Origin of the sequence: Cernens ardua (assembly GCF_051251085.1) — a bacterium.
GTDB classification, from domain to species: Bacteria; Pseudomonadota; Gammaproteobacteria; order Pseudomonadales; family Halomonadaceae; genus Cernens; species Cernens ardua.
Genome location: NZ_JBPCZH010000002.1, coordinates 259,334 through 285,722, shown reverse-complemented (window position 1 = coordinate 285,722; position 26,389 = coordinate 259,334). Strand labels below are relative to the sequence as shown.

Below are 26,389 nucleotides of genomic sequence, written 5' to 3'. Positions count from 1 at the left end.
CTATTTATGGTAGCGGTTGGAACGACCACGTGCCTTCTCACTTGAAGAGCCAGCGCGTCCTCCACGAGGAGACTGCCCTTTTCGTGGATCATGTGATCGACGTGACTCTTGCTCATCATCACGACCAAAATTCAGTGCCTCACGACGGTTTTCGCGCGCAGTAGGACTATGAGGTTCACGCAATCCCCTTACAGGACGCCGTTTTTTCTTGTCACGGCTCCAACGGTTTTTCTCGTCCGGCGTAAGCTCCGGTGTTTTACGCAAAGGGAGATTAGCGAGCTGGGCAAGGTCGTCGACTTCATCCTGCGTCAGTTCTGTCCACTCTCCGGCCTTGGCCCGTTTATCAAGAAAGACGTTCCCGTAACGAACTCGCTTGAGCCGGCTCACCGTCAAATCCTGCGATTCCCACAAGCGGCGGACTTCACGGTTACGCCCTTCCAGAATCACCACGTGGAACCAGGTATTCACCCCTTCACCACCAAATTCCTGCACATCCGTGAAGTGTGCGGGGCCATCATCCAGTGTCACACCCTCAACCATGGCTCGAATGTTGTCCGGTGTTGGCGTTCCCATGACACGCACGGCGTATTCACGCTCGATCTGTGTTGAGGGATGCATTAAACGGTTAGCCAATTCGCCGTCCGTCGTGAAGAGCAAAAGTCCGCTGGTATTGATATCCAGACGCCCAATCGCAATCCAGCGCTCTCCTTTCAGGCGAGGTAAATGATCAAACACGGTACGGCGACCTTCCGGGTCCTTACGCGTGCAGAGCTCACCTTCCGGCTTGTTATACATGATAACGCGGCGTGGCGTCTCTTCATTACTACGCAAGGTGACCGGGCGACCATCGAGGCTAACTTGCTCGTTTCCTTCGATACGGTCCCCCAGCGTGGCTACTTCTCCATTTACGCTGACGCGACCATCGCTGATAGCCGCTTCCATTTCACGGCGCGAACCATAACCGGCGCGTGCAAGTACTTTCTGAAGCTTTTCACTATTTTCAGTATTCATCTTTATTCAACGACCTCCCGTCGTGTATTGGCGTCTCCGAGGGCTCGGTATGAGGTGACTGAGTGACAGTATCATTCGACTGAATACCCATATTGGGATCTAGAGAGTGCTCAGTCGCATTTTCATCAACATCTATACTAGCAACCCCGTCTTCAGCAGCAGACTCATCATGTTCGATGTCCGCTGCTTCGACATGAGCCGAGCTCCGGTTACGCATGCGTTCATTCAAACGCTCATTGATCTGGCCAAAATCCAGACGTGTTATTTCCAGATGAGACGTATCCATAGCCGCATCCAGCTCATCTTCTTCCAAATCATCATTCGTGTTTTGCAGAAGCGCCTGAGTAGCCGCCATGGCCGCAGACGTTTCAGCATCTTCGGATGCAGTGGTGTCATCAGGCACATCAGCAAATTGCTCAGCCAGTTCGGCCATCGGCGGTAAATCTTCCAATGTCCGTAACCCCAGGTCATCCAGGAAGCTACGCGTGGTGGCATAGACGGCTGGGCGCCCTGGCACATCCCGATGCCCAACCACTCGAATCCAGCCACGCTCATGTAGCGTCCTCATGATCGTGGCACTGATGGAAACCCCTCTGACCTCTTCGATGTCCCCACGTGTGACCGGCTGCCGGTAGGCAATCAATGCCAACGTTTCCAACAACGCTCGAGAATAGCGCTGCGGGCGCTCTTCCCAAAGGCGAGACACCCACCGAGAGAGCGAATGGTCAATCACCAGACGAAATCCGGAAGCACTTTCGATCAGAGCCATGGCCGACCCTTCAAGCCGCCGTTCTATATCACTGAGAGCTGCACGAATCTCCCCCCGAGAGGGTTGCTCATATTCATCGAACAATACCAGCAGCTGATCCAGCCCGAGCGGTTCTCCACTGGCTAATAACGCCGCTTCAATAATGCGATCCAATGAAGGGGACGAAGAAGGTTCAGTCATGGGTCATCCTGATCTTCGAATACACTTTCATCGCCGGAAGAAAGTTAATCATAAAGGCGTCAGTCATAAGGGCTTTCATCCGATGGCCTGTTTTGACCGGTAGAAGCATCATCAAATGGGCTATCATCTGCAAAAGGATCGCCCCCTGCCGACTCGCGAAGCCGGACATGAATAGGTGAAAGTGCAGCATTTTGAACGATTTCGATCATTTGCTCCCGGCAAAGTTCCAACAATGCCATGAACGTCACTACAACACCCGCCTTACCTTCATCAAGCGTAAAAAGTGACTCAAAGGGCGTAAACTGGTCGGCGTGAAGTTGTGCAATAATCGTACTCATACGCTCCCGAGTGGAAAGCGTCTCACGCTCGATCTGGTGGCTTTGCCGTAGTTCCACCCGACTCAGCAAACGCCCAAGTGCCGATAACAGTTCATCCAGTGAAACGTCGGGATGCACAAGACGTTGTTCAATTGGTGGAAGCTCAGGACTCGCACTAAACCAATCCCTTCCCATACGCGGCAAGGTATCGAGGGTTTCAGCTGTCAGCTTAAGCTGCTCATAGGCTTTCAACCGTTCGATCAGAAGAGCAGTGGGATCATCTTCATCGTCCTCGTCGTCCCCTTCTTTGGGTTGACGAGGTAGCAGACTTCGTGACTTGATCTCGGCCAACATGGCTGCCATCAGCAGATATTCAGCCGCCAGATCAATCCCACTGGTCTCGATCATGTCCACGTACTCGATGTACTGATGTGTGACCGCGGCCACATTGACGGCCAAAATATCCAGATTCTGCCGACGAATCAAATAAAGTAGAAGATCCAGTGGCCCTTCGAACGTTTCCAGAAATACACGTAATGCTTCAGGAGGAATATAAAGATCCTGAGGCATTTCCTTGACCTCTTCCCCATCAACACGCGCAACAAACAATGCTGCCACACCTGCTGTTGAAGCAGAGGTAGCGCCGTTTGGCGAAGACTCATTGGTGGGAGGAGCGTCGAGACTCATGGGGAACTCGGCTAAATGGGCAAAAGAAGCGAATATATAAGCTAGTTTAACAACCCTGCTCAATTTCGCCCAATGGTTTTGTCTGGACAACAGTCAAAATAGCCCATACGGGTTTCGACATGAAAATTCCCGCGTATCACAGCGAATGCTGTTAAACCTTTAGTGCCCGAATTGTTCAACGAGCCAATCCACAAAAATGCGGACACGCATACTCAATTGCCTACTCGACGGATAGATGACGGAAACAGGGGTAGTGAATGTCGAATAGTTATCCAACAAAGTCACGAGCTCACCAGAGGCCAGAAATTGAGAGACTACCGATTCGTGAATTTGCGCCACTCCTAACCCTGACAACATCATGCGTATCACGCCAGCACTATTATTGGCTGCAATATCAAAGCGGGAAATCTGATATTCCGTATCCTCCTGGCGAAAGCACATGGGCCATATTTCACTCGTCTCGGCACTAAAATAACCTATAATCTGGTGTTCATCCTGCAATGATTGTGGTGTGTCAGGTGTGCCATGATGGGCCAAATAATGTGGACTGGCGCAGGTGATGACTCTGTCATTGAACAAAGTACGTGCAATCAGTGCAGAATCGTTCAATGCGCCAGCACGAACTACACAATCAACACCTTCATCTACCAAACGCACAGGCCGATCTGTTATTCCCAATGCTATTTGTATGTCGGGGTAGCGTTGTCGAAAATCATCCATTCGTGGAATCAGGACGAACTCTGCCAACGAACAGTGCATATCCACCCGTATACGACCTCGCGCCATTGCGCCCATTCCACGTAATGCCAGATCGGCCTCATCCAGCTGGGCAACGATATCAGAGATTCGGCGGTAATATTCTGCCCCCTCTATCGTCAAAGAAACAGAACGAGTAGTACGCTGGAGCAAACGTACCCCAAGATGATTTTCCAATTCACGCAGGGCTTTGCTCAATGAGGAACGTGGCATCTCCAACTGTGCAGCAGCACGAGTAAACGAACCTGCCTCAGCGATACGTTGGAAGGCTTTTATCGCCGTCAAGTGATCCATCGATTCATTACCTGTTGGAAATTACTTCAAAGGGACAACCACTATTGATACAGCCATAAATAACCACACCCACTGTACACAATCATGGATAAAGATGGCATCTTTTGACCCATTATGGAAACATGAAAATTACGTATGCTAAGTCAGCTCCAATTGTGAACTTGAGAGAAACAAAATGACTAAAGCATACACACATCAGGAATCTCTACTTCAACAACGCTATGGGACTCAGAAAGCACCCGATACACTGCGTTGGACCAAGGAAATAGAGACAATACTATCCCACCGCTCCGTTAGACACTTCTTGCAAAAGGATCTTCCGGAAGGGACATTGGAAACACTCACCGCAGCAGCGCAATCGGCTTCGACGTCTTCAGCTCTCAACCAATGGAGCCTCGTTGCCGTCACTGATTCCTTGGTGAAAAAAACACTTGCCGAGGCTATTGCTCGTACAATTCCAACTACACGACTTCCTCTCATGGAGGAAGCACCTGCATTATTATTATGGATTGCCGATGCCTCCAGATCTGCAGAAATCACGGCAGCCATGGGTGATGATCCTTTTGTGCTCTCCTATTTGGATTCTTTTTTAATGGCATCGATTGATGCTGCCCTGGCTGCGCAAAATGCAGCCATTGCAGCAGAATCACTCGGGTTGGGTATTGTTTATTTAGGCATGATGAGAAATGCTGCACAGGAGGTGGCTGACATTATAGGATTGCCTCCCTATAGCATGGTGGTATTTGGAATGGCTTTGGGTGTTCCTGATCCTGACGTGATGACTGAAATTCGCCCTCGCCCAGCACAGGCAATGGTGCTACATCACAACCATTATGCACAGGAGCGCTACAAGAAATACGTTGCTGGATTCGAGGAAGCATCTCAAACCTTCAGGGCCTCACAGAGCATGAGTGAAAAGACATGGACGGATGCCATCACAGAATCTATGACAAGCATGCACTATATGGGAGGAAGAGAAAAATTGCGGTTAATGGTAGAACAGCAAGGTTTCAAGCTTCGTTAGGCGGCTTGGAAAATACATGTAGAGGGGACGTTTACCCGACCGTGGCTTTGCCCGACGTGTGTTTATAACCAGCTTATCTAGTTGCAGCACATATGACGTTTTGTTCCTCACCAGCATTCGTGTCAATGATGAGTAGAAATACATGAAGGAAAGTGAAGCCAATATGGCTTGAGCCTCACCTCTCCACATACACCCTTTCTGCTCCGCTGCTGTCTGGTAATTGCTGACGCCCGCCTTGCAGCCCGTAATCAAACACCTTGCGGCGGACCTGCCAGTAGCGTCCTACCTTGCGGGCTATCACAAAATCAGGCGCTCGCAGGCGATCAATGCCATTCAGCACTTCATCCAATGAAGCCGGGTGCCAAGTGACACCCGGCGCTTTCATGTGACGGGTTAAATAAACATCCTCAAAGAGTTGGCGCTGTGCCTGCGTTTCCATCGCAAACCACTCACTGACGCCCTCCCCCTCTTCATCCAGATAATCAACCTTGAGGCGCTCTACGCCACGTCCATTCATCTGGCGGGAGAGGCGCATGGCCGCGACTTTGACAACACGCGCATCTTTCAGACGAAGAATCTCCTTGAGCTGCCGATCGACATCAACCAAAGCCGCCTGACACTCACGGCAACGTCGTGCTGCAATATCATTTTCGGCACCACAATGCGGACACTCCCTGAAGCGAAAACGGTAATCACACTGCTGAAGCCGAATACCTTTGGGGGAAGTTCCGTCGGCTTCTATCAACCCCTGACACCGTCGCCCAAAATGCTCAAGTACGATATCGCCGTCCCGTCGCCCCCAAAACAGATTGGCAAATCCACACAAGGGACAGGGCACTTGAACAATCTCGGTATCGGCAGCCGGCCGTGGTTCGCTCACTTCCGGCGCATAGAGATCCCATGGGTTACCTGCATAATCGAGTATCAGACAATTCTGCTTTCCCTCCGCCAGCCTTAACCCACGCCCGATAATCTGTTGATAGAGGCTGACAGATTCCGTAGGTCGCAGGATCGCAATCAGGTCCACGTGCGGGGCATCAAATCCCGTGGTTAACACGGAAACATTGACCAAAAACTTAAGCTGCTGCTGTTTGAATGCCTCAATGAGACGCGCTCGTTCATCCAGAGGCGTTTCCCCCGTGATCAGAGCTGCATTGTCTGGGGGAAGTAATCCGACAACCTCCCTCGCATGATCTACACTGCCTGCGAAGATCATGACGCCCTTGCGGTCTTCTGCCCGTTCGATAATTTCCGCCACGATACCCGGGGTAACACGCTTGTGCTCGGTACGGGAGGCAACATCCCCCGGAGAAAACCGGCCTTGATCCGTCAGCAGCAAATGCGAGAAATCGTAGGACTCCACGGCGACATCAATGCGTTCAGGCTTCGTCAAATACCCTTGCTTAACCATCCATCGCAAGGGCAGTTCATACACGCAGGCTTTAAAAAAAGCATCCTCTTTTCCGCGCACGAAACCATGATAATGGCGATGATAGATAAAACCTTGCCCCAAACGATAAGGCGTAGCGGTTAACCCCAATACTTTGAGAGAAGGATTGGATTGACGGAGGGCTGTAATGACACGCTGATAGCTGGACACTGATTTTTTATTCTTTCGCCCGGCCTGTTTTTTCCCATGGCTATTCGCATCCTGCTGGCTTTGACGTTCATTCGTAGCGTCAGCATCAGCATCGGTAATCGCTTCTTCATCCACATCAGCCCGAGTGTCAAAGATATCCACCCGATGGCATTCATCGATCACCAGTAAGGTGAAATCACCCGTGGCAAATTCCTCCAGGCGATTAATGACCGATTGCACGGAAGCAAAGACTACCTGGCGCTGGTTCTCTTTACGCCCGAGGCCTGCGCTGAAAATATCGGCTTCCTGCCCATAGGCACGATACTTGGCATGGTTTTGTTCAACCAGTTCACGCACATGCGCCAACACAAGCACTCGGCCACGTGCCAACCGAGCCAGTTCAGCAATTACCAGCGACTTGCCAGCCCCCGTGGGCAGTACAACAACCGCAGGATCAGAGCTACCTTTGAAATGCTCGATGACGCGTTGAACAGATTCCTGCTGATAAGGACGAAGAATAGGCGTATCAGGAGACATAAGAATCATCAGTCAAGAAAGCGATTGCCGGAATAGCACCAGTGACATAAATTCAATGACAGGGTTCCAGTATTATTCCGTGCAGTTGGATTAAGGATGCATAACCATAATGAAAATTCATCTTCTGGATGCCAGAGAAACACTCATTGCTATTCATGATCAGATCATCCAAATCCTCGAAGAGGTTTATCACAAGGCCGATCAACAAATTCCTCTACAGCCGCTGGATGTCACGGTTAGAGCTAGTCGTTCCAGCATGCCGGAACTCATTATCAGTGGAGGATGCTTTGAGCCAGGGTTGATCAATCTCTTTATTTCGCCGGAAGTGCTTATTGATAAAGTCGATATCCGTGAGGAGCTGGCCAGCACCTTTGCTCATGAGCTTCACCATGCATCCCGCTGGGATGGCCCAGGCTATGGTGAGACCCTGGGTGAAGCGCTCGTATCAGAGGGGCTCGCCGGATTTTTTGCACAAGAACTCACGGGGGCGCCACCTGCCCCCTGGGAAACGGTACCCAAGAGTGAATTGGAACCTTTCCTCAAAAAAGCCAATAAGGAATGGAATAATCCAGACTACAATCACTGGGAGTGGTTCTTTGGCTCGGATAACGTCCCAAGGTGGATCGGCTATGGGATCGGGCATACCGTTGTTGCTGACTACCTACAAAATACAGGGAAAACGGCCGCCCAATCCGTTCATACGGCCCACACACACTTCCATCCCTATTTACGGGAAGACATAAACCGCGCATCCACTCCTTACAATAGCAACCAAGCATTATAACGGAACTAACCAAAGCTATCCCTACATGTATCCCTTCCCAAAACATCGACGGGCCGCATTCAGCTTATGAATGTGGCCCGTTTTCGTGTTGGATCTCGTCGCCTAATCTACAAAGACACGCGCATTGCGGAACATCCTGAGCCAGGGCCCCTCCTGCGTCCATTCAGCAGGGCGCCAGGAGTTTGTGACGGCTCTGGACACGCGTTCAGGGTGCGGCATCATGATCAATGCACGCCCATCCGCAGACGTCAGACCCGTGATACCTTCTGGTGAACCATTGGGGTTGGCAGGATAGCGGGTAGTCACTTCGCCATAGTTATCCGTATAACGCACTGCAACCAAACCCTGTGTCTGAATCTGCTGCTGTTGCTCATCGCTGGAGAAGTGTGCGAACCCTTCCCCATGCGCAACCGCAATCGGCAAGCGAGAACCCGCCATGTCTTTCAGCATGATGGACGGTGTTTCACCAATCTCGACCATGGAAACACGAGCTTCGAACTGTTCGGAACGGTTACGCACGAAACGCGGCCAGTTCTCCGTTCCCGGAATCAGTTCGGAAAGCTGCGACAACATTTGGCAACCATTACAAACCCCTAGAGAGAAAGTGTCGTTACGCTCAAAGAAGGCTGCGAACTGGTCACGAACACCGTTGTGATATAACACAGACTTGGCCCAACCGCCGCCCGCACCCAATACATCCCCATAGGAGAAGCCACCGCAGGCCACCAACCCTTTGAACGATTCCAACGTGATACGGGATTCCAGCAGATCCGACATGTGAACATCAACGGCATCGAAACCGGCCTGATTAAAGCAGGCTGCCATTTCAACATGCCCGTTAACACCCTGCTCTCGCAAAACTGCGACACGTGGACGTGTCGACAGATTCAGATAAGGTGCTGCCACATCTTCTTCATGGTCGAAGCTCAAGGACGCATGAAGGCCCGGGTCGTCTCTGTCCAGAAGCGCATCAAATTCCTGCTGCGCACACTCGGGGTTATCACGCAGAGCCTGAATACGATAGCTGGTTTCAGCCCAGTGTCGTTGAGCGGTAATGCGGTCAACATCCAGTAATACGTCGGACTGATGCGTGACAACAATATGGTCATCATCACGCAAGCGCGCTACCGCAAAGGTGGTATCATCCAGACCATACTGCTCCAATACCCCTTTCACTGCCATCAGGTCGCTCTCGCGTACCTGAATAACAGCCCCCGCCTCTTCATTGAAGAGAACGTTCAGGGCATTCTCTTTTTCCCTCGTCAGCTGGGAGAGCTGGATATCCAAACCTACGCGGCTGGCAAAGGCCATTTCGGCCAGGGTAACCATTAAGCCGCCATCACTTCTATCATGGTAAGCCAGCAAATGCTGATTTTCGTTCATCTGCTGGATAGCAGCAAAGAAGTTGGCCAAATCCTCGCTGGAGTCAACATCCGGCACTTCACTGCCCACCTGCTTGTACACCTGAGCCAATGCAGACCCACCCAGGCGGGTTTTGCCTCGCGCCAGATCGATCAATAGCAAAACGGTTCCGCTTTCTTGCGTCAGCTCCGGTGTCAGCGTCTGCATGGCATTCATGACAGGGCTAAAGCCCGTCGTAATCAGGGAAAGCGGCGCTGTAACGCGTTTCTCTTCATCGCCATCCTGCCAACGTGTGCTCATGGACATGGAATCCTTGCCCACTGGGATGGCAATCCCGAGAGCTGGGCAAAGTTCCAAACCTACCGCCTTGACGGCCTGATACAGCGCCTGATTCTGCCCGGGTTGGTCGGCTGCACTCATCCAGTTGGCTGAAAGCCGGATATCGCTCAACTTATTGATGCGAGCTGCCGCCATATTGGTAATCACTTCAGCCACTGCCATGCGGGCCGATGCTGCAGCGTCGATAATGGCTGTCGGCGTGCGTTCGCCAATCGCCATGGCTTCCCCTTCAAGGGTATCAAAGGTGCTGGTGGTTACCGCGCAATCAGCGACGGGTGTCTGCCACGGCCCAACCATTTGATCTCGTGCCACCATGCCGGTAATGGACCGGTCACCAATAGTAATCAGGAAGCTCTTGGATGCTACCGCAGGGAGTGTCAGCACACGTTCCATCGCATCATCCAGCGTGACGCTATCCAGCTCCAGCAAAGGGAAATGGACAGATTCTGTGGTGTATTCACGCGCCATTTTGGGCGGTTTACCGAAGAGCACATCCATCGGTAAATCAATGGGAGTCTCTTCACGAGCAAGGGAAACATCGGCTTCACGGGGAATATCCTCGCCCTGCTCGATACGCCCATCCTTGACCGTCAGGTGGTGAGCTTCCAGTGCTTCCCCTACCACCCCGTAAGGGGCGCGTTCACGCGTACAGATAGCATCGAAAACATCCATGTGCTCGGGTGCCACTGCGAGCACATAACGTTCCTGTGATTCATTACACCAGAGCTCCAGCGGGCTCATCCCGGGTTCATCATTGGGCACGTCGGCAAGATTGAAGAGGCCACCACGACCACCATCCTTCACCAGTTCTGGCAAGGCATTGGAGAGGCCACCTGCACCCACGTCGTGAATAAAGCAGATCGGGTTTTGCTCACCCAACGCCCAGCAGCGGTCGATTACTTCCTGTGCACGGCGCTCCATCTCGGGGTTATCCCGTTGAACGGAAGCGAAATCAATGGATGCATCGGAACCGCCCGAAGCAACAGACGAAGCAGCACCACCGCCCAAACCGATCAGCATGGAAGGGCCCCCCAGCACGATCAGCTTCGCCCCCACGGGGATCTCCCCCTTATGCACATGCGCGTCACGAATATTGCCATAGCCACCTGCCAACATGATGGGTTTGTGATAACCATAACGTTGTTCGCCTGTCACGGAGGGCGCATCCATTTCCAGGGTACGGAAGTAACCAGTCAGATTGGGACGCCCGAATTCATTGTTGAAGGCCGCCCCCCCAATAGGCCCATCAAGCATGATATCGAGCGCTGACTTGATACGCTCAGGATAGCCATAGGCAGGCTTTTCCCACGCATGTGTGTAATCAGGAATACGCAAATTGGAGACACTGAAACCGGTCAATCCGGCCTTGGGCTTCCCGCCAATACCCGTAGCACCTTCATCACGAATTTCCCCACCCGCCCCCGTGGCAGCACCGGGGTGAGGCGCAATCGCTGTGGGATGGTTGTGCGTTTCCACTTTCATCAGAATATGGACGGGTTCTTTTGTGGCCGCATATACCTGATCGTGAGGTTGTGCGAAGAAGCGCCCGGCTGTGGGCCCCTCGATAATCGCGGCATTATCACTATAGGCGGAGAGCACGCCTGCCGGCGATTGTTGATGGGTGTAACGTATCATCTTGAACAGCGAATAAGGCTGAGCTTCGCCATCAATCGTCCAATCCGCGTTGAATATCTTGTGACGACAATGTTCGGAGTTGGCCTGTGCAAACATCATCAGCTCAACATCCGTCGGATTACGCCCCAGCCGTTGGAAGGCGCTGACCAGATATTCCATTTCATCATCCGCCAGTGCCAAGCCAAGCGTTCGGTTGGCCTTTTCCAGTGCCGGCAGCCCTTCAGCAATGACATCCACCTGGCTCAAGGGCCTGGGGTGATGCAAGTCGAAGAGACGTACGGCATCTGACGAATCGAAAAGAACCGTCTGTGTCATACGGTCATGCAACACGGCCGCAACGGCATTTACCGTCGCTTCCTCGCCACCTTCCTCGACATTCGCTTCTTCGTGCTCGAGAACCACATGGAAAGCGATACCCCGTTCGATCCTTACCACGTCTTCAAGGCCACAGTTGTGGACGATATCAGTGGCTTTGGTGGACCAGGGGGATAATGTCCCCAGTCGAGGTACGACCAGATAAAGCCTGCCCTCCCGATGTGGACTTTCTTCATTCGCATTGAGGAGCTCTTTTAAACGCTCAAGCTCGAAGGCTTCGAGCGAACGTTTTGCCTCAATGAAATAACGGTATTCGGCGGTGAATGAGCGGACCGTGGGGGTGACCTCGTGGAGTCGATCCAACAATTTGGCATGACGGAACTCGGAAAGTGCACGGGAGCCTTGCAGTTCGAGCATGACGACGTGGCCTCTAGCGAAATGGCGAATGTAAGGAGGTAATCGTTGAAAACCGGAAGCCCTTCACCGGTCCTCTTGGAAAGGTCGATATGATACTCGAAACTGGTGAGAGTCGCGAAGGGAAGCTGAATTTATTTTCATCGTTGTCTCATTCCGCTTTTCGTCAATCTCTTGCATTATTGTGTACGACTTTACGCAAGTAGTGGATCTATACCGGTATGAATACCCCTTCGGCAATACGATACCCTGACCCTTCATCACGTTGGCATCAGGCTACCTTCTCGCTCACACATGAACAGAGGCACTGGTTGACCCTTCAGGGTTCATTGACAGTAGCCCTTAAAGCATTAGGTGAATTCAGTTTACGAGTTCTTTTCGAGGGGAAAGAACGGGTATGGCAGGATGAAGCAAAGGCTTTGGAACTTCACCCCGGGGAAGAAGCATGGGTAAGAGAGGTCGTAATGGCGTTGGACGGTATCCCTTGTGTCGCTGCGCGAAGTCTAACGCCCCTGAGCGCTTCGAAAGGCGATTGGCGAGGGCTCAGACATTGCGGAAATACGCCTTTGGGAAGCCAACTTTACCATCGTGCCAATATTCGACGAACGCCTTTTCAGTGGTGTACATGGCCGATTGGTGTGACGCATCAAAACAGAACGTCATGGGAGGCACGCCTGCTCAGGATGTCGGAAGGGCCTGAGCAATATCATAACGACACAGCATCAGGCCGATGCACCTCAGGCACCAAAAAGCCATGCTGTCATACCCCGTTATTCGCCCGGCGCTCGATTTTCTACAAAAGCCATCATGGGCAATGGAGAAAACCGACCAGACTGGCAAGTTACAGGTGGACATCAAATGGTAGCCCCATGCTCGTAATGGAGTGCTTTTTACCCACATTTTGGCTATTTGCCCAAGGCTATCAGCCACTCAATCTGAATCCTCGCTGGTCGCCGTGTCGCCGTGCCCGCGCTTATACGCGAAAAAATCCCTGAGTAAGCGTTTCGAACGAGAGGCCAATACCCCCCCAGTAACGGCAGGCACCTGCGAATGCCAAGGCTGCATTAGCAGATTGGCCCTGGATTCAATCATCCCCGTTTTAGGCTCAGGGGCGGCATAGACAATACGAGCAAGCCGCGCATTGATCACCGCACCCAAACACATCATGCATGGTTCGAGTGTCACGTACAGGGTGCAGCCCAATAAACGATAGTTATCCAGATATTCCGCGGCCTGACGCATGGCGATAATTTCAGCATGGGCGGAAGGATCCCCCGCACCAATCGGTTGATTAAAACCGCGGCCAATAATATCACCGGCACTATTCACCACGACTGCACCAACAGGAACTTCACCTTGTTCTGCCGCAAGATGCGCCTGTTCGAGGGCACGATGCATGTAAAAATCGTCGCTTCTCACCAAGGGTTATTTCCACCAGGTATCCTGAGGCGTGACAGGGACAGTACGTTTGTGACGTGTTGCAAGGAAGAGTGACTCAATACGCTTGGCAACAGCCTCTGACACCTCTTTCCCTTCCAGATAATCATCAATCTCGGCATAGCGAACACCTAACGCCTCTTCATCAGCCAATGCAGGGCGGTCATCTTCAAGATCAGCCGTCGGTACCTTACTGGAAATACTGGCCGGTGCTCCCAGTTCAGCCAACAATTGGGCCCCCTGCCGCTTGCTTAAACCGGTGAGCGGTGTGATATCGACCCCACCATCACCATATTTGGTGAAAAAGCCCGTGACCGCTTCCGCTGCATGATCGGTTCCCACCACAAGAGCCCCAACCTGCCCGGACAGTGCATACTGAGCTACCATCCGTTCACGCGCCTTGATATTGCCACGCACAAAATCGCTCAGACGCGACTCGCTTTTATCGGGCAATGCCTCTGCCCAGGCCTTGGCGACACTTTCAGCGCTGGCATCAGCGGCGGCTTTGACATTAATGACTGTTCGATAATCAGGTGCAATAAAATTCAAGGCAATCTGCGCATCGGCTTCATCAGCCTGTTCACCATAAGGGAGACGCACCGCATAAAAATGAGCCTCGTACCCCTCCTTGCGCAGCCCCTCTACAGCGAGCTGACATAACCGCCCTGCCAAAGCAGAATCCTGGCCTCCACTAATGCCTAACACCAGCCCCTTGGTATGGCTTTTCTTTATATAGTCCTGAATGAAGCTGACGCGCTGGGCGATTTCCTGTTGAGCATCGATATTTGGCTTGACTGCCAATTCACTAAGGATCGTTTTACGCAAAGTACTCATGATCTTCCCGTCATCTGTGAAATATGTCGTTCAAAAAAGCTGTTTTTATTGGAATGTGTCATCTTTTATTGAATTTTTACATTGCCAATAGCGTGTAGACTCGTGAAAGTGGTCACTATTTTCCCATTTACTGATCAAAAATTTATCATGTTATGGGGCCTTCCGTAATTTGTTTCACCTGAATTGGCATTAATTCACGTTTCTTTCATACCCAAGGCCGCAGTGAGGCTCAACATCTGTCTTCAAACGTGACAGAATAGTCAGCCTAGGACAGGTGTAGACATCACGGTTTAACCGATACGGCTCACATGTGGGTAAGCGCTGAAGTCTTTATGATTTAGAGGCTGATGGATGTGCTAATGCGTGAGCACCGCTTCATGGATTGACTACACTTGGCTGGTACAATATGACATTTCCAGATAGGGAGCCTTGATCGTATGACCACTTCAACGGAAGAGGTAGATGTCCTGCTCGTAGGCGCAGGTATCATGAGTGCCACTTTAGCTTCCCTTTTGCATCAGGTTGAACCGAATCTGAATATTCAGATCATTGAACAGCTCGCCGGTCCGGCCCAGGAAAGCTCGAACGCCTGGAACAACGCTGGAACAGGGCACGCAGCATTGTGTGAGCTCAACTACACACCTCTGCAAAAAGATGGCTCCATCGACATCAGCAAAGCGGTCAAAATCAACACCTCTTTCGAAGAATCCAAACAACTCTGGGCGTATCTGGTAGAACAGAATGCCATTGACTCACCTGATCGCTTCATTCACCCCGTTCCCCACATCAGCTTTGTAAAAGGCAAGGACGACGTTGAATTTCTGAACAAACGTTATTCTGCCATGCATGCTCACCCCTGCTTTTCCAGTATGAAGTTCACTACAGAGAATGAGCAGATAAAGGAATGGGCGCCCTTGTTATTCGAAGGCCGTACGGGGGATACGCCTCTTGCTGCCACACGCGTGGAAGAAGGTGCGGATGTTGACTATGGTGCTCTGACGCGCCTGCTGTTCGACTATCTCGAACGCGAAAAAGATGTGAAGGTTGCCTATAACCAGAAAGTGCAGAATCTGACACAGGACGGTAACAGCAATTGGTACGTTGATATCGTCAATAAAGAAGGTAAGGAAATACGCCAGATCAAGGCCAGGTTTGTCTTTATCGGCGCAGGAGGGGCCGCTTTAACGCTGTTACAAAAAAGTGCCATCAGCGAAGCGCGCCGTTACGCAGGCTTTCCTGTCAGTGGGCAATGGTTGCGTTGCGATGATCCGGATATTGTCTCTCGCCATCAGGCAAAAGTGTACAGCAAAGCCTCTGTAGGGGCCCCGCCGATGTCTGTGCCCCACCTGGATACCCGTGTTGTGGATGGCAAGAAATCTCTGCTGTTCGGCCCTTTTGCCGGCTTCACTACGCGCTTTCTGAAGACAGGTTCATTGCTTGATCTACCCCTGAGCATCACGTTCAGTAACTTCATGCCTATACTGGACGTCGCCAAGGGTAATTTCCCACTGGTGAAATATTTGGTCGGTCAGGTCATGCTGACTCACAAGCAGCGGGTTGAAGCGCTGCGTGACTTCTATCCGGATGCACGTGATGAGGACTGGCGTTTGCAAGTCGCGGGTGAACGCGTTCAGATCATCAAGCAGGATGATGACGAAGGCGGTAAATTGCAGTTCGGTACTGAAATCGTATCCAACGACGACAATTCACTGGCTGCATTGTTGGGCGCCTCGCCCGGTGCCTCGACGGCAGTCTCCATTATGCTACAGGTACTCGAACGTTGTTTCTCGGAACGTTATTACAGCTCAGAGTGGCAAGGAAAACTCGACAACATCTTCACAGGTCGAGCGGACTTGCTGGCAGAGAACGGCGAATTACTGAAGAAAGTACGTGCACATACTCACAAGGTACTCGGGCTTGCATTCGAAGACGCTGATACGTCCAGCCAAGCCGCTACCGATGAAGTGTCCGTGAAATCGCCTACAGCTTCTGCCAAGGCAGAAAGCACGTCATCCGATGATAAGGGAAATGCGGATACATCCACGGCGCAGAAGACGCAGGAAGCCATGTCCCATCGAACTGACACACTGACAGAAACATCCCCAAAAGCGCCTCAGGAAACCGAGGCCAGGGACGCTGTAACACCCGATCATCAAGGGAATAGCACACCCGCCAAAGAGAAATCCGCTCAAAAGGAAAAGGACGATAAAAATACGCCAGCGGCTGAAAAGAAATCGTCTGAAACCAACGGTACTGTCAAGAAGAAAGCGAGTGCTAAAACATCGGGCAATCGCCAAAAGACGAGCAATAGCAAAGCCAGTAATACTAAACCCAGTAATAACAAAGTCAGCAATGATGGCAAGCAAAGTAATTCGACTTCCGAGGACTCCTCTTCGTCCAGGGATTGATATCAAATTACGTTAAAGCGCTTGTACACGCTCCAGTTGAAAGACTGGAGCGTTTTTGTTTTACCGCCAGGTTCGTGATCCGCTCCATCCAGACGCCCAATCGCCCCACCCCTTATGAAAAAAGGCTCCTTCCAACTCGGTACTGTCATGCGCGACTGACACTGCTGCAGGCCCTTAACGCTGAATTAACCTGTTCGTTGATAACCTGACTGGCAATGTTTAGTGCCAACAGGATAATCCACATGCGTCGCGAGTCTATTTCTATCAACGAATATAGCCCCCTTCACGCCAATCCAATAAGCGCTGCAATGCTGAGGGAAGATACTCTCGGCGGGTGGGTACTGGCAGTCTGGTTAGTGACCGTCGTGGGCGCGCTTACTCTCCCCATTCTTCCCATCGATGAAACCCGTTATGTCTCAGTGGCATGGGAAATGTGGCAGGCTCATTCCCAGTGGGTTCCCTTGATGAACGGACAGCCCTACGCGGATAAACCGCCTTTATTGTTCTGGTTGATCGAAATCGGTTGGCACCTCACTGGCCTCTCCTCGTGGTGGCCCAAACTGATAGCACCACTGGCTTCCTTGATCGCGGCCATCAAACTTTACAGGATCGCACGTAACACCGGTGCTTCATTGCAGGAAGCACGCCTCGCCCAATTGATCCTGTTTTCTCTTCCTCTATGGACCGCCTTCAGCCAGTTGGTCATGTTTGATGTGCTGCTGACCGCTTGTGTGGTAGGTGCCATAGAGCCCTTGACGCGCAGGGGTGAAATGTCATGGAAAGGCACGTTTGTTTCAGCACTTTGGCTAGGCGCAGCCCTGTTGACGAAAGGTCCTGTTGCCTTCGTCGTTTTTTTACCCGTGGCGATGACTGCACCTTTGTGGCGACATCCGTTCGATAGCAGACCCTCCGAGCCAGTCTCAACACAGCTGCCAGCCTCCCTGAAACAGTATTATGGGCGACTCGTTACCTGTATTTTTGTTGCCGCGATGATATTGGCCTGTTGGGCTCTTCCCGCAACCCATTATGGAGGACATGTTTTTGCACACAGTTTGCTGTGGGGACAAACCGCGGATCGTTTGAGTGGCCCTGCGGCACCCCATGCGCGCCCTATCTGGTGGTATCTGGCCTGGTTGCCTGTACTTTTGTTTCCGTGGTGCCTTTGGATCAATCAGGTTTACTGGCTGAAATTACCACTATGGCGGCCGCGCATGTTAGGGCAATCTCTACTGTTTTGGTGGCTGGCACTTCCCTTTACGATATTTTCACTGATTAGTGGCAAACAGCTCCATTACCTCGTTCCGCTCATGCCCGCCGTAGCACTGCTCATCTCTCGACAGCTCAGCCACGTGATCTCCCTTGAGGACAAAAAAACAGTGGCGCAGGAGAAGGCAAGTCAGCAGTTGGGACTTAAGCGTTTTTCCTGTCTTTTTATCCTGCTGACCCTCGCCTGCCTGTTTTTCATAAGACTGAAAGGACCGAATACGTTCTTACCCAGCTTTGAACAGTGGGTAAGTTTTGCTGCTGCCATTTCACTGGTGGCTGCAGCCGCTTACTGGCATCTGACGCGAGTAGCATCAGTGCGCCTACGCGCTGTATTGATTGCGCTGGGTATCGGCATCATCGAAACCCTGCTTGCCCACCAATTCATTCATGAGTATCAGTCTCGTTATGAGATTGGGCCTGTCTCCCATGCCCTCTCACAGTTGGAGCAAAAAGGTAAGTCTATTACCTATATCGACGGTAATTACCAGGCAACATTTCAATTTAGTGGCCGACTTGAACATCCCCTTGTTTCCGACACAGTGCGCAATTCACTTATACGCTATGCAGAAGAACATCCGGATTTTTGGCTGGTGGGCTCACTTCGTGACTTTCCGGCAGGCGCATTGCATTCACAGTATGCCAACACATTTCAATTCGAAGGCAGGACATTGCTTTTGATTCCCGCCAGATCGCTGATCAAAGCAGGGCATTCAGGATGATCACACAGACAGTCACACCCGCCCAATCATCGAGGCACTTCTGTTGAAAGCCTGAAAAAAGGCCTTATCACCAATCCCTGACGGCGTGCAAATATATAACCCACTGAAAATACTGACTTTTTATCGTTATACAACTGGAGTTTACATGTTTCCCCTCACACTCTCAGTGCTGATTCCTGCCAAGGATGAAGCCGACAATCTTGAAGCATTGTTGAATGAAATTATCCAGGTACTGGAGCGTTTCTTCGCGACAAAGGACAAGTCAGATAAAGAAGGGACCCCTTGGAATACACGCATTCATTATCATGAAAGGAGCATCGATACCATGAGGAAGATTGCCACAACAAGGGAATACGAGATCATTGTTGTCGATGATGCTTCCACAGATAAAACGGGCGAGCTACTTTCCCGCCTCAGCCGTCGCCATCCACAGCTGAAAACCATTCAACATGACCATGCCAGGGGCCAAAGTACTTCGATATGGGAAGCGGCCCATAGCGCACGTGGAAAATGGTTGGTCACCCTGGATGGTGACGGGCAAAATGATCCGGCAGATATCCCTGCCATGCTGGCAGAGGCCTGCGCGTCTGATATTGATATGGTAGCAGGGTATCGATTCCACCGGCGCGCTACATTACTTAAGCGTATATCATCGCGAACTGCCAATTGTATTCGTGCTTCCCTACTGAGCGACAATACACCTGATACGGGGTGCGGGCTCAAACTCATGCGCAGGGATGCCTTTCTGGCTCTCCCCTACTTCGATCATATGCACCGTTTTCTACCCGCGTTAATGCAGGGGCAAGGCCGGAATTGTATTTCGTTACCTGTAAATGATCGTCCACGCCAATATGGGCGTTCGCACTATGGCGTGAATAATCGTCTGTGGGTCGGAATCATCGATATGATAGGCGTCATGTGGTTAAACAGGCGAAGCCGTCTGCCACTGAGCGAAAGACCAGCAAAGGACGTGAAAGCGTCCTCAAAAACCGCGATATTCACACCTGACGGCACACTACGATCCAGCACTTTGGATAACCCCCTGGCAAAATGAGGCTGTCATTACCATGAAGCTATGTTGATCATGAAACTTCGTTACTCATCGCTTATTCGCATGACAGGAAGAAGGAGCTTGACGTGTCAATACCCATTCTATGGTTAGGCCTGGGCTTTTTGGGACAGACTCTTTTCTCTTGTCGTTTTCTGATTCAGTGGCTAGCCAGTGAGCGAGTCAAGCGGAGTGTCGTACCCGTCAGCTTCTGGGTGTTCAGCCTCGCAGGAGGAATAACGCTACTGGCCTATGCACTATACCGGCGGGACCCGGTCTTTATTTTCGGTCAGGTCTCCGGCCTGTTTATCTATGTACGCAATCTGGTCCTGATATATCGCGAACGGCAGCAGCTTGTCTCTTAAAGAATCGGCGCAAAGAGATGTGCTATATGTTCCCCTATCTGATGCCATTTTGGGACAGCATCCAGATGGGCCTGCCGCACTTCTTTTGATTTTGAAAAATCATCCTCCAACATCTCGGCGACCTGCGCTGCAAACGTTGGGTCGAAAGTCGCGACCATTAATTCAAAATTAAGACGCATGGAACGGTTATCAAGGTTAGCACTACCAATGACGGCACACTCATCATCCATTAACCATACCTTTTGATGCACGAACCCGGGCTGAAAACGGAAAATACGCATTCCGGCCTCTATACAACGCCGTACGCTCAGGCGGCTGGCCAGATACACAATCTCATGGTCCGCCCGTGCGGGAACAATTATGCGCACGTCTACACCACGATTGACCGCCAGTTTCAACGCCTCCATCACTGCTTCATCAGGCACCAGATACGGCGTGCTCATCCATAGGCGATGCTGCGCCTTGCCGATGATTTCCAACAGCTGCTGAATGCAGATATCAACCTGATCGGCAGGCCCTGTCGGAAGTGCCTGACACAACATTCCTCCTTTATGAGCGTGGCTGGACGTATGAATTTCCGGTAATTCGCCGGCACTCCAGAACCAGTCTTCGGCAAAAGAGTAATGCAAACAATCAATGACGGGCCCATGAATTTCAATATGAGTATCGCGCCAGGGGGATAACGGCGGTTTTTTCCCCACGTAAAGATCACTGACATTATGCCCCCCCACGAAGGCTGACTCTCCGTCGACAATGACCAGCTTACGGTGATTCCTGAAGTTGACCTGAAAACGATTGACCCCAATACCTCGTTGAGTCACAAACTTGTATGCCTTCACGCCTCCCTTCCGTAGACGTGCAATCGCGGAATGCGGGAGTGCATGGCTACCGATTCCATCACATAGAAAATAGACCGTCACACCGGCAGCCGCCCGCTCCAGCAAACGTTCAAACAACTGTTCACCGAGATCATCATCAAGAACGGTAAAAAACTCCACGATGACATGATGCTGAGCTTTTTCGATCGCTGAAAAAATGGCCTTGAACGTGGCGTCCCCATTTATCAACAATTTGACCGTGTGCCCTTCCATGGTAGGCATGTGGGTCAGGCGTGCCGTCGCCGGCAAATTCCCGGTAGCCTGGTGGGAAAGGTCGGGTTGCCAGGGTAATGCATCGGCCTGTTCGCGCAGGCGTTCTCTCTCCTTACGCTGCGCCTGAACGTAATTACCAAACCGGGAACTCCCGAAAATAAAGTAAGGGATCAGCGCAAAGTAGGGAAAACTGATCAACAATACTGCCCAGGCAATAGAGCCTTGCGCTGTTCGCGCACGAAACACGGCATCAATCGCAGCGATAATGCCTGCAATATGAAGCAGGATAACGATAAGCCCCAACCACGAAATGGCACTCATACAGATGTCTCCGGCAATTTGCACACATCCACCCACTCACCGTTGACCAGTGTCATCAAATGTTCAGGCGAAATTTCTACAGCGCTATGAGTCGATCCTGCAGCGGGCATCACAACCTCAAAGGATTTAAGGGAAACATCACAATAGACGGGTAAGGACTGGGGCAAGTCGAAGGGACAAACGCCTCCGATGGGTTGACCGGTATAGGCAACAACCTCATCGGCAGAGAGCATTTTGGCCTTGCCACCAAACGTGTTTTTAATTTTGCGGTTATCGATCCGGGTATCACCACGGGCGACGATCAAGATAGGTTTTCCACCATCGATACGGAAGGAGAGTGTCTTGGCTATTTGGCCGGGACGTACCCCATAAGCCCTGGCTGCCTCTTCAACCGTAGCGGTGCTTTCACTGATCTCTGTCACCGGTACCTCAGGTGCCCTTTGGGCGAGAAATGCCTTGACCGATTCGAAACTCATCTGCCCTCACCTACCATCTGGTTATTACCAAAACAGGATTGTACGAATACTTAACCATTCCTGAATTCTGTTCCTGATGGCACTCATTCATCAATCATCGCAGTTCATACAGCGAAAATACGTCTTGAACCATTTCAACAATTCATGAAAAAGCGCTATCAATAGCACTTTTGTACCAAGCTTTAATAGGGGGAGCAATGTTTTAACGCGGGTGTTCCTTGATTGGCAACCGGTTACGTTAATCAATCCACCCATATAGGGTGCCTAACCCAGGCTATACCCGAGGAGAAATAAATTCTTTTCAACCCTGCTTGGAAACTCAAGAATAAGACGAAAGGTAAATAGCCGGGATGAAGAAAGCGTCGAACTTTACTTATAAAAAATCTATAAAAAAAGCAGCCCATAGAGGCTGCCTTTTTATCATGAACGCTGGAGTTTACTTCAACGCTGTGTATGTCCAATGGGATGAGGCATGTTACGTGCCTTGGCGAGGTCAATCTGCTTCTGCCGTTCGATAGCACTTTTACGTGTTTTTTCTGGCAATGAATCCCAGCAATATGGGCAGCTGATACCCGGCACATACTGTTCTGATTCACGATCTTCTTTTGACACCGGATGCCGGCACGCATGGCATTGGTCATATTGACCTTGTGCAAGATCATGATTTACCGCAACACGATTATCAAATACAAAGCATTCGCCATGCCATTTACTCTCGCTTTGAGGAATTTCCTTGAGGTAGTTAAGTATTCCCCCTTTCAGGTGATATACCTCTTCGAAGCCCTCACTCAACATATAGCTGGACGCTTTTTCACAACGAATTCCTCCCGTGCAGAACATGGCTACCTTTTTAACCCTGGTTGGGTCCACATTGTTCTTCACATACTCGGGAAATTCACGGAATGTTTTGGTTTTCGGGTCAACTGCACCATCAAAGCTGCCAATATCCACTTCATAATCATTACGCGTATCGATCAGCAAAACTTCAGGATCTTCCAGCAAGCGATTCCACTCCTCCGGTTCCAGATAAGTGCCCACTTTGCTATTGGGATCCACCCCATCCACACCCAACGTTACAATCTCTTTCTTGAGTTTTACCTTGGTACGATAAAAAGGATGTTTGCTGCAAAAGGATTCCTTGTATTCGAGCCCATTGAAGCGGCCATCCTGTTCGAACCATGACAACAGGGCATCAATTCCTTCCCGTGAACCGGACACAGTACCGTTGATACCTTCTAACGCAAGCAATAATGTACCCTTGATATCATGCTTCAACATGAATTCACGCAAGGGATCTCTCAATGCTTCAAAATCGTCCAGGTGGACGAACTGATAAAGTGCCGATACCACAATAGGGTGTTCTGCACTCAAAGTATCCGACATGGTGTGATCGGACCGGGTATTCGGAGTATCCACAGAAGGGTGGCTATTCAGGGATGCGTCCTGCACTGACTCGGTTGTCATGGTTTTCTCCACAGTAGGTGCCCGCGTAAAGGGCTGACCGTGATGTACATGCAAGATGTACTTGAAAATGGCTTGTTGAATATCTGATACGTTGAGAATGAGATCATAGGGGACGAACAGACTTCGATGCAGATGATAAAATCTTCATGCCAGCTACAAACACTCGCCAGCAATGCGAAATCAACCTTTATGGCCCATTCATGACTCTATGTTCTACCCATGGTCAACGGTATTTTTTGGGCGCAGAGTATACCAGCTTTTTATCAGGATTACCTGCCATTTCCCTTTCCGCGCCATTACATCAAAAATTCCTGCAACCCAATGCAATTTGATTGCCATGAAAGATGCGGTCCACCCCTCGAATCGTGTACCCTATGGCAAACATGACCATGTACGCCCAACGCGAACGCTAAATACCTGACTATTGAAGCCATGCGCAATACATCGGCGGCTCCAATACAGCCACAGATAATAGCGGTCACCATGACGGCCAGCGATTGCACTGGCCGAGCAGGACACCGATCCATTATCCCTGTTGCGCAGGAATGAATAATGGTTGTACAGAGACAATTGTTTTGCGGAGATAATTGCTTCACTGGTAAACGTTATAAACGATACAGATAAAATAGCGTTATTGAAGATACGATCACGGCAAAGCGGTAGCGATAAATCGAGTAGTGCTGACGAACGAGTGATGGTGAAGAACGAGTGGTGGTGAAGGAATAGGGGTGCCAGCGAAATAGCGGTACCGGTGGGCGACGTGATCGGGGTGTGGTCACATGAGTACTGGAACAACCTAATGCAACGCGAGCAGCGAACACTTTCCCAACGAGTCGGCTACGGAACGACCAGCGGGAAAGTCATTCTTATCGGTGAACATTCCGTCGTATATGGCGAACCTGCCATCGCAATCCCTTTATTGGGCATCACGATGCATGCCCGTGTCACGCGAGGCAGTGGGCCAGCATGGTTCAAAAGCAGAATTTACGATGGCCCCATGAGTGAACTCCCCCAGCCGCTGTCAGGTATCCGCGCAGCATTGGATGCCAGTCTTGAGCAGCTGAACAGTGATACACAAGGTCTAGTGATTCATATTGACAGTGAAGTCCCTGCTGAGCGCGGCATGGGCTCCAGTGCGGCTGTGGCAGGCGCGGTTGTAAAAGCAATTCACGACCTCCATGACACACCGCTTACCCGTCAATCGCTATTCGATCTGGTACAAATCTCTGAACGCATTGCCCATGGCAAACCCAGTGGACTGGATGCTGTTACCACGACATCACAACACGCCGTCCATTTCCATCAGGGCAACTTTACCGATGTGGAAATCAGGCTCTCGGGCTATATCGTTATTGCAGATACGGGCATCAAGGGTGGAACCCGGGAAACCGTGGCAGCGGTACGGCGTAGATTTGAGCAACAGCGCGATCAGGTCGAACCGGAGATACAGTACCTGGGTGAACTCACCCGTGAGGCAAAACGAAGTATCGATAATGATGATCTGATAACCCTTGGAAAGACCTTCAATGCAGCACACGAAACGCTATCCCGCCTGGGCGTAAGCAGTCCTGAGCTGGAAACACTGGTTAACGCTGCGCGCCAGCATGGTGCACTGGGCGCGAAGCTCACCGGCGGTGGCGGTGGCGGTTGCATGCTGGCACTTTGCCGTGATGCACAGAGTGCTGACAAAGTCTCGGATGCCTTGTATCAGGCAGGTGCGCAACGCGTCTGGATTCACTCCTTTGAAAACCATCAGGCACCAGAACACTTGGTCAAGGATACCCTTTCATGAGCAGACGGGCTCGCGCCACGGCACACAGTAATATCGCTCTGAGCAAATATTGGGGCAAAAAGGATGATTCACTGATTCTACCGATGAATGGCAGCCTTTCGCTTACGTTGGATGCATTCCATACCACCACCGAGGTCAGTTTCTCGGAGCAGGTGGGAGAGGATACGGTCACGCTCGACGGCGAAGTCGTTACGGGTACTCCATTGTTGAAGGTCCAACAGTTTCTGGACAAAATCCGGCACATGAAGGGTGTCAATTGGCAAGCCCACGTTGAATCCCATAATCATGTTCCCACTGCAGCAGGGCTGGCCTCATCGGCTTCAGCCTTTGCTGCACTGGCAGGCGCCGCTACACATGCCATTGGCCTTGAGCTTAATGATCGCGAACTTTCACGCCTCGCACGCAAGGGTTCTGGCTCTGCCAGTCGCTCGATTTATGGAGGCTTTGCCCTGTGGCAAGCCGGCGATGACGACGAAAGCTCCTATGCCTACCCATTGACGTCTCCTTTGCTGGATGAAATTGCCATGCTGGTGGTCGTGATCAATGCCAAGCACAAGCCTGTCTCGAGCCGAGAAGGAATGAAGCGCACTGTTGAAACCTCTCCTTTTTATTCTGCATGGGTAGAAGATGCGCAACAGCGTCTTGTCGATATGGAAAAAGCAGTTATTGAGGGCGATTTTACGCGCGTGGGCGAACTGGCTGAAATAAGTGCCATGCGTATGCATGCCACCATGCTCAGTGCCAATCCGCCCTTTTGCTATTGGGAAGCAGGCAGTTTAATGGCCATGCAACGGGTTCGCGAGTTACGTGCCGAAGGCCATGAGTGCTACTTCACCATGGACGCGGGTCCCAACGTCAAAATCATTACACGTAAAAGCACCTTGCCAGTATTGCACCAACACTTGGCCAGGGATTTCCCGGAAGAGGCTTTGTTGACTGCCCTTCCCGGCCCGGGTATTGAAATCGCTTAATACTATCAGGTGCCTCGACTTCTTCATGCTAATACGTACGTGTTATAAACATATTTGTTACAATGGGTACTCGTGTCCAGTCGTACGACAGATGTGATTCACTTCAGCCAAAATCAAGTCAGTCTAGCGGCCACTCATCACCATTTAGTGATGAAGTCAGAAACCTTTCACATCGTATAACGTATCAAGTCACA

21 protein-coding genes are annotated in these 26,389 nt (G+C 51.1%); 9 read left to right on the top strand and 12 right to left on the bottom strand.

Annotated elements, in window-relative coordinates:
- The 4 genes from rluB to LMG33818_RS05710 all read right to left on the bottom strand — a co-directional run bounded on the left by rluB (position 1) and on the right by LMG33818_RS05710 (position 4,014).
- Positions 1–1,011, bottom strand: coding sequence for a 23S rRNA pseudouridine(2605) synthase RluB (rluB, locus tag LMG33818_RS05725; RefSeq protein ID WP_442322409.1), 1,011 nt, complete (start codon positions 1,009–1,011; stop codon positions 1–3).
- Positions 1,001–1,960 carry an SMC-Scp complex subunit ScpB gene (gene scpB / locus LMG33818_RS05720; protein WP_442322408.1) on the bottom strand — a complete coding sequence of 320 codons (960 nt, stop codon included), beginning with the start codon at positions 1,958–1,960 and terminating at the stop codon, positions 1,001–1,003. Before scpB ends, rluB begins: the two co-directional genes overlap by 11 nt.
- A 59-nt stretch (positions 1,961–2,019) precedes the next feature.
- On the bottom strand, positions 2,020–2,964 hold the full coding sequence (locus LMG33818_RS05715) for a segregation and condensation protein A (protein ID WP_442322407.1): 945 nt from the start codon (positions 2,962–2,964) through the stop codon (positions 2,020–2,022).
- A 159-nt stretch (positions 2,965–3,123) separates the two neighbouring features.
- On the bottom strand, positions 3,124–4,014 hold the full coding sequence (locus LMG33818_RS05710; protein WP_442322406.1) for a LysR family transcriptional regulator: 891 nt from the start codon (positions 4,012–4,014) through the stop codon (positions 3,124–3,126).
- Positions 4,015–4,189: 175 nt separating this feature from the next.
- Here LMG33818_RS05710 and LMG33818_RS05705 point away from each other — a divergent pair, with 175 nt between their 5' ends.
- Positions 4,190–5,038 carry a nitroreductase family protein gene (locus LMG33818_RS05705; protein ID WP_442322405.1) on the top strand — a complete coding sequence of 283 codons (849 nt, stop codon included), beginning with the start codon at positions 4,190–4,192 and terminating at the stop codon, positions 5,036–5,038.
- Between the two features lie 175 nt (positions 5,039–5,213).
- Here LMG33818_RS05705 and LMG33818_RS05700 read toward each other — a convergent pair whose 3' ends face one another.
- Positions 5,214–7,163: a DEAD/DEAH box helicase family protein gene (locus tag LMG33818_RS05700; RefSeq protein WP_503128950.1), complete on the bottom strand. Its 1,950-nt coding sequence runs from the start codon at positions 7,161–7,163 to the stop codon at positions 5,214–5,216.
- 100 nt (positions 7,164–7,263) lie between these two features.
- Between LMG33818_RS05700 and LMG33818_RS05695 the strand changes: the two genes are divergently transcribed.
- The gene (locus LMG33818_RS05695) at positions 7,264–7,938 is read left to right on the top strand and encodes a DUF2268 domain-containing putative Zn-dependent protease (protein ID WP_442322403.1); all 675 of its coding nucleotides are present in this window, start codon (positions 7,264–7,266) and stop codon (positions 7,936–7,938) included.
- A 102-nt stretch (positions 7,939–8,040) separates the two neighbouring features.
- On the opposite strand, the gene purL is transcribed toward LMG33818_RS05695, so the two are convergent.
- Positions 8,041–12,006 (bottom strand): phosphoribosylformylglycinamidine synthase, encoded by a 3,966-nt coding sequence (purL, locus tag LMG33818_RS05690; RefSeq protein WP_442322402.1) that lies wholly within the window; start codon positions 12,004–12,006, stop codon positions 8,041–8,043.
- 218 nt (positions 12,007–12,224) lie between these two features.
- Here purL and LMG33818_RS05685 point away from each other — a divergent pair, with 218 nt between their 5' ends.
- The gene (locus tag LMG33818_RS05685) at positions 12,225–12,998 is read left to right on the top strand and encodes a chorismate--pyruvate lyase family protein (RefSeq protein WP_442322401.1); all 774 of its coding nucleotides are present in this window, start codon (positions 12,225–12,227) and stop codon (positions 12,996–12,998) included.
- Here the strand turns inward: LMG33818_RS05685 and tadA are convergent.
- Both tadA and nadE read right to left on the bottom strand, forming a co-directional pair.
- A complete protein-coding gene (gene tadA / locus LMG33818_RS05680) occupies positions 12,934–13,422 on the bottom strand; it encodes a tRNA adenosine(34) deaminase TadA (RefSeq protein ID WP_442322400.1) in 489 nt (162 codons plus the stop codon). The genes LMG33818_RS05685 and tadA overlap by 65 nt on opposite strands.
- Positions 13,423–13,428: 6 nt before the next feature.
- Positions 13,429–14,274 (bottom strand): NAD(+) synthase, encoded by an 846-nt coding sequence (gene nadE, locus LMG33818_RS05675; protein ID WP_442322399.1) that lies wholly within the window; start codon positions 14,272–14,274, stop codon positions 13,429–13,431.
- A 437-nt stretch (positions 14,275–14,711) separates the two neighbouring features.
- Between nadE and mqo the strand changes: the two genes are divergently transcribed.
- The 4 genes from mqo (at position 14,712) to LMG33818_RS05655 (ending at position 20,080) form a co-directional block, all read left to right on the top strand.
- Positions 14,712–16,682: a malate dehydrogenase (quinone) gene (gene mqo, locus LMG33818_RS05670; RefSeq protein ID WP_442322398.1), complete on the top strand. Its 1,971-nt coding sequence runs from the start codon at positions 14,712–14,714 to the stop codon at positions 16,680–16,682.
- 242 nt (positions 16,683–16,924) lie between these two features.
- The gene (locus LMG33818_RS05665; protein ID WP_442322397.1) at positions 16,925–18,667 is read left to right on the top strand and encodes an ArnT family glycosyltransferase; all 1,743 of its coding nucleotides are present in this window, start codon (positions 16,925–16,927) and stop codon (positions 18,665–18,667) included.
- 145 nt (positions 18,668–18,812) lie between these two features.
- Positions 18,813–19,721, top strand: coding sequence for a glycosyltransferase family 2 protein (locus LMG33818_RS05660; RefSeq protein WP_442322396.1), 909 nt, complete (start codon positions 18,813–18,815; stop codon positions 19,719–19,721).
- 83 nt (positions 19,722–19,804) lie between these two features.
- Positions 19,805–20,080, top strand: coding sequence for a lipid-A-disaccharide synthase N-terminal domain-containing protein (locus LMG33818_RS05655; RefSeq protein WP_442322395.1), 276 nt, complete (start codon positions 19,805–19,807; stop codon positions 20,078–20,080).
- Here the strand turns inward: LMG33818_RS05655 and cls are convergent.
- The 4 genes from cls to LMG33818_RS05635 form a co-directional block, all read right to left on the bottom strand.
- A complete protein-coding gene (cls, locus tag LMG33818_RS05650; RefSeq protein WP_442322394.1) occupies positions 20,077–21,492 on the bottom strand; it encodes a cardiolipin synthase in 1,416 nt (471 codons plus the stop codon). The two genes, LMG33818_RS05655 and cls, sit on opposite strands and share 4 nt — an antisense overlap.
- Positions 21,489–21,968: a YbaK/EbsC family protein gene (locus LMG33818_RS05645; protein WP_442322393.1), complete on the bottom strand. Its 480-nt coding sequence runs from the start codon at positions 21,966–21,968 to the stop codon at positions 21,489–21,491. Before LMG33818_RS05645 ends, cls begins: the two co-directional genes overlap by 4 nt.
- Before the next feature lie 441 nt (positions 21,969–22,409).
- Positions 22,410–23,351 carry an oxygen-dependent tRNA uridine(34) hydroxylase TrhO gene (gene trhO, locus LMG33818_RS05640; RefSeq protein ID WP_442322600.1) on the bottom strand — a complete coding sequence of 314 codons (942 nt, stop codon included), beginning with the start codon at positions 23,349–23,351 and terminating at the stop codon, positions 22,410–22,412.
- Positions 23,352–23,804: 453 nt separating this feature from the next.
- Entirely contained in the window at positions 23,805–24,227 is a 423-nt protein-coding gene (locus LMG33818_RS05635) for a hypothetical protein (RefSeq protein ID WP_442322392.1), read from the bottom strand.
- A 4-nt stretch (positions 24,228–24,231) separates the two neighbouring features.
- Between LMG33818_RS05635 and mvk the strand changes: the two genes are divergently transcribed.
- Complete coding sequence (gene mvk / locus LMG33818_RS05630; RefSeq protein ID WP_442322391.1) at positions 24,232–25,224, top strand: mevalonate kinase; 993 nt, start codon at positions 24,232–24,234, stop codon at positions 25,222–25,224.
- Positions 25,221–26,195 (top strand): diphosphomevalonate decarboxylase, encoded by a 975-nt coding sequence (mvaD, locus tag LMG33818_RS05625; protein ID WP_442322390.1) that lies wholly within the window; start codon positions 25,221–25,223, stop codon positions 26,193–26,195. Before mvk ends, mvaD begins: the two co-directional genes overlap by 4 nt.
- Positions 26,196–26,389 lie beyond the last annotated feature (194 nt).